General features: G+C 69.7%; 5 protein-coding genes. 2 read left to right on the top strand and 3 right to left on the bottom strand.

Annotation, left to right across the window (positions count from 1 at the left end; translation table 11 throughout):
* The 3 genes from VNS22_RS10725 to VNS22_RS10715 form a co-directional block, all read right to left on the bottom strand.
* On the bottom strand, positions 1–647 hold a 647-nt coding region (locus VNS22_RS10725; RefSeq protein WP_325732223.1), incomplete at its 3' end, for an ABC transporter permease subunit.
* Position 648: 1 nt separating this feature from the next.
* Positions 649–2,220, bottom strand: a complete 1,572-nt coding sequence (nikA, locus tag VNS22_RS10720) for a nickel ABC transporter substrate-binding protein (RefSeq protein WP_325732221.1) — start codon at positions 2,218–2,220, stop codon at positions 649–651.
* 146 nt (positions 2,221–2,366) lie between these two features.
* A complete protein-coding gene (locus VNS22_RS10715) occupies positions 2,367–3,383 on the bottom strand; it encodes an aldo/keto reductase (RefSeq protein WP_325732219.1) in 1,017 nt (338 codons plus the stop codon).
* 132 nt (positions 3,384–3,515) lie between these two features.
* Between VNS22_RS10715 and nthA the strand changes: the two genes are divergently transcribed.
* Together nthA and VNS22_RS10705 are read left to right on the top strand one after the other, a co-directional pair.
* Positions 3,516–4,142 (top strand): nitrile hydratase subunit alpha, encoded by a 627-nt coding sequence (nthA, locus tag VNS22_RS10710; protein ID WP_325732217.1) that lies wholly within the window; start codon positions 3,516–3,518, stop codon positions 4,140–4,142.
* On the top strand, positions 4,139–4,444 hold the full coding sequence (locus tag VNS22_RS10705) for a hypothetical protein (RefSeq protein ID WP_325732215.1): 306 nt from the start codon (positions 4,139–4,141) through the stop codon (positions 4,442–4,444). Before nthA ends, VNS22_RS10705 begins: the two co-directional genes overlap by 4 nt.
* The last annotated feature ends 64 nt before the right edge of the window (positions 4,445–4,508 follow it).

Raw genomic sequence — 4,508 nt, 5'->3', positions numbered from 1 at the left:
AGGCCACGAGCCCGGGCGAACAGGAGATGGCGCTCGCCCAGCTGCGCCAGCACCGAGGCGCGCATCAGGCGCAGGTTGATGGCGGTCGACATCAGCGCGGTGGCGATCGCCGGCAGGACCAGGTGCTCCAGCCCGCCCCGGCCCATCGGCGGCAGCCAGCCGAGCTGGACGGAGAAGACCAGGACCAGGAGGAAGGCCAGCCAGAAGTTCGGGATCGAGGCTCCGAGAAAGGCGAACAGCCGGGTGAGCTGGTCCGGCCAGCGGTCCTTGGTCAGTGCCGCCAGGATGCCCAGCGGAATGCCCACCACGATCACCAGGAACAGCGCGGCGCCGGCCAGCTCGAGCGTGGCCGGCAGGTAGTGGAGCAGCTCGTCCAGCACTGGCCGCCTTGTGACCCAGGACGTGCCGAGGTCGAGCCGGACTGCACCCGCCAGCCAGTGAAGGTACTGGACGGGGATCGGCTGGTCGAGGCCGAGCTCCATCCGGGCCTGCGCCAGGGCGGCCTCGGTCGGCGGGATCTGGGCCAGGCGCAGATAGTCCAGCGCCGGGTCGCCCTGGCCCAGCCGCAGCACGAGGAACACCGCCACCGAGACGATCAGCAGCAGCGGCAGGAGGGCAAGGATGCGGCGGAGCGCGAAGCGCAGCATCTCAGAGACTGGCCGAGGCCGGCCGGAAGGTCTCGAACGGGATCTCGTTCACGGTCGGGCCGAAGCCCACGTCCTGCAGCCCGGGTCCGGCGACATAGCTGGAGGTCGTGTAGGAGATCGGCAGGTAGACCGCCTGCTCGTGCAGGGTCGTGAGCAGCCAGGCATAGGCCGCGCGCCTGGCTTCCTCGTCGGTCTCGACCAGCACCGCGCTGATCCGCCGGTCGATCTCCTCCTTCATCGGCAGGCCGGACTGGGCCTGGAAGTCGGCATGGGTCGGCACGCGCATCCCGCTCATGAAGGAGTGCGGGTCGTAGGGAGCCCCCCACGTGTCGCCGAAGATCATCCCGAACTCGCCCGATCGCTGGCGGGCGGTCATGCCGCTCTCGTCCATGCCCACCAGCCGGACCTCAACGCCCAGTGTCCGCAACTCGGCCTGCACCGCCTCGGCCAGCGCCTTCTGCACGGAATCGGAGCCGACAAAGCAGAGGTCGAGTTCCAGGGGCTGGCCGTCCCTGGCCCGCATCGCCCCCTCCTCGGGCCGGCGCCAGCCAGCCTCCTCCAGCAGCGCTTGCGCCAGCTCACGGTCGAACGCGAAGGGCTCGAGCGGCACGTCGGTATAAGGAAAGTTGCGGGCGAACAGGGTCTCGGCCGGCTGCTCCAGGTCCAGCAGCACGTTCTGGACCAGGGACCGCCGGTTGACCCCGTGCAGGATCGCCCGGCGGACCCTCAGGTCGTCCGTGGGCGACCTGCCGCTGTTGAGCGCCAGGTTGCGCGATGCCAGGGGCGGCGAGACCTTGCAGGCAAAGCGCGGATCGGCGGCAAAGCGCTGGTACGCCATGGCGCTCAGCTGGTCGCTGCCGAAGACCAGGTCGATCTCGCCGGTCTCCAGGGCGAGCGCGCGCGTGTTCGGGTCGGGCACGACCTTGACCAGCAGCTCGGCGAAGGCGGGCCTGCTTCCCCAGTAGGTCTCGTTGCGCACGAACCGGTCATGCTCGCCGGGTGCGGTCTCCACGAGCCGCCAGGGGCCGGTACCCACGGGCGCGAAGCCCGCCTCGCCTTTGGCCAGTACGGCAGGGGACAGGAAGCGGACCGGGCGGATCAGGGCCAGCTCGAACAGGACCGGGTAGTAGGGATCGTTCAGCCGGATGCGCACGCGGTCCGGTGCGACTGCTTCGACCGCCTGGATCTGCGCGATCAGTTCCAGCCAGCCATGCTGCGCCCGGTCCGCGACCAGGGCATCGAGATTGGCCTTGACCGCCTGGGCGTCGAACGGCGTGCCGTCGGTGAAGGTGACGCCCTGACGCAGGGTGAAGTCCCAGGTCCGGCCGTCTGTGCTCACCGTCCAGCCGGTGGCCAGCCAGGGCTCGATCCGGCCGCCCTCCACGTAGCGGACCAGCGGCTCGTAGACCATCGCCTGGGCGAACATCTGGTTCGGCGCGTAGCCGTGCGGGTGGAGCGGGCCGACATTGCGCGCGAACGAGTAGACCAGCGCGTCCCGCGAGGCGGCGCGGGTCGGGAGGCCCGGCAGGGCGGCCAGCGCGGCACCGGCCAGCAGGAGCTCTCGGCGCAGCATGGGCGGGCTTCCACTTCCGCAGGACGCAGGCGCCGCCCGTCACGCCCGGTGGTCACGGGCAGGCTCGGCCAGCGTGGGTATGAAGTTTCGTGAAAAACCTCATACCGATCAGCCGGCCGGCCTGTCCAGCCGCTTGTCCCCTGCCCTCAGCCCGGCACGGGCGCGTCCTCGCGCACCAGCCCTTCCCGCTTCAGCTCCGCCCAGAACTCCGCCGGGATGTCGGTACGGAAGATCGCGAGGTTCTCTTCCAGCTGCGCCACCGTGCGCGTGCCCGGGATGTTCGACACGATCGCCGGATGGGCCAGGACGAACTGCAGGGCGGCGGCCTTGAGGGGGACCTGGTGGCGCTGGCAGACCGCCTCGATCCGCCGGACCCGCTCCATGATCTCGTCCGGTGCGGGGCGGTAGTTGTACTTGGCACCGGGCACGGCACCGGTGGCGAGGATGCCGGAATTGTAGCCACCGCCCAGCACGACCGAGGCGCCCCGCTCGACGCACAAGGGCAGGAAGCCGTCCAGCGCCTCCTGCTCCAGCAGCGTGTAGCGCCCGGCCAGGAGGAAGCAGTCGAAGTCGTGGCGCTTCAGTCCCTCGTGGCAGACCTGCCACTCGTTGACACCCAGCCCCACGGCCTTGACCACGCCCTCGTCGCGCAGCTTCAGGATCGCCCGGGCGCAGCCGTCCATCGCCTGCTCGAACACTTCCGGCTGCTCGTCGCCGAAGTTGAACCGGTCGACGTCGTGGATGAACAGGATGTCGATCCGCTCGATCGCCAGGCGCTGCAGGCTGTCCTCGAAGGCACGCATCGTGCCGTCATAGGTAAAGTCGAACTGGAGGCGGAACGGACCGGCATTCACCCAGGGGGCGAAGTCGATCGAGTCGCGCCTGGCCGGCACCAGCCGCCTGCCGACCTTGGACGACACCACCAGCTCGTCGCGCGGATACCAGCGCAGCCCATGGCCCAGCCGAAGCTCGCTCAGCCCATGGCCGTAGAGCGGGGCCGTGTCGAAATAGCGGACCCCGGCATCCCAGGCGGCGCCGATCATGGCGGCACTGGTTTCCTCGGTGATCGGCTTCAGGAAATTGCCGATCGGCGCTGCCCCGAAGCCGAGCTGGGTCACTTCGAGGCCGCTTCTCGGCATGCGGCGCTTGGCAACGGGATCCATCGTTCCTCCCCTCCTGGTCGTTCAGGTAACCGTACGGTTACTTGATGAGGCTGGCAAGCCGCGGCAGGGCGCTGGACGGGGCAAGGATCTTGCTGTTTCGTGGGCGCCTGCGAGCTGCCCGGAGACAGGCTCATGGCCCATGCGCATACCGAACCGCCAGCCCCCGTCGCCCTGCGGGTCAAGGCGATCGAAAGCCTGCTGGTGGAGAAGGGCCTGGTCGATCCGGCGGCCTTGGACGAGCTGGTCGACCTGTTCGAGAACCGGCTGGGTCCCCGCAACGGCGCCAGGGTGGTGGCGCGGGCCTGGACGGACCCGGCCTATCGCCAGCGCCTGCTCGCCGACGGCACGTCCGCGATCGCCGAGCTCGGCTTTTCCGGCGCCCAGGGCGAGCACATGATCGTGCTGGAGAACACCGACCGGGTCCACAACGTCGTCGTCTGCACCCTGTGCTCCTGCTACCCCTGGCCAGTCCTGGGCCTGCCGCCGGTCTGGTACAAGTCGGCGCCCTACCGCGCGCGGGTGGTGATGGAGCCGCGCGCCGTCCTGGCCGAGTTCGGGCTCGAGGTGCCGGACGAGGTCGAGGTCCGGGTCTGGGACAGCAATGCCGAGCTGCGCTACCTGGTCCTGCCGCAGCGCCCGCCCGGCACTGAGCATTTGAGCGAGGCGGAGCTGGCAGAGCTGGTCACTCGCGACTCGATGATCGGCACCGGCCAGCCGCGACGGCCCGGCCAGGCTGCGGGAGCGGAGGGACCGGCATGAACGGCGTCCACGACCTGGGTGGCATGCACGGCTTCGGGCCGGTCGTGCGTGAAGAGAACGAGCCGGTCTTCCACGCGGAGTGGGAGCGCCGCGCATTCGGCCTCCTGAATCTGCTGGGCATGGAAGGCCATGCCAATATCGACGAGCTGCGCCACGCGATCGAGCGGATGGGACCTGCCTACCTCACCACCAGCTATTATGAGCACTGGCTGGCCGCGATCGAGATTCTGGCGGTCGAGAAGGGACTGGTCACGCAGGCGGAGCTGGACGCGCGCGTGGCCGCGCTGCAGGCGGGGAGCTGACGGGATGGCCCGGATCACCAGGGACCAGATCGAGCCGGCGATCCGCCAGGGCGGCAGCTACCGG

This window comes from Geminicoccus sp. (assembly GCF_035556675.1).
In the GTDB taxonomy this organism is placed as follows: domain Bacteria; phylum Pseudomonadota; class Alphaproteobacteria; order Geminicoccales; family Geminicoccaceae; genus Geminicoccus.
Note: the sequence above shows the minus strand (reverse complement) of the source record. Positions and strands in the feature narration are given on the sequence as shown.

Bases quoted from the DNA above. Each gene is read 5' to 3' on its own strand.
- nikA (WP_325732221.1), bottom strand. From the start codon at position 2,220: ATGCTGCGCCGAGAGCTCCTGCTGGCCGGTGCCGCGCTGGCCGCCCTG.
- VNS22_RS10715 (WP_325732219.1), bottom strand. From the start codon at position 3,383: ATGGATCCCGTTGCCAAGCGCCGCATGCCGAGAAGCGGCCTCGAAGTG.
- nthA (WP_325732217.1), top strand. From the start codon at position 3,516: ATGGCCCATGCGCATACCGAACCGCCAGCCCCCGTCGCCCTGCGGGTC.
- VNS22_RS10705 (WP_325732215.1), top strand. From the start codon at position 4,139: ATGAACGGCGTCCACGACCTGGGTGGCATGCACGGCTTCGGGCCGGTC.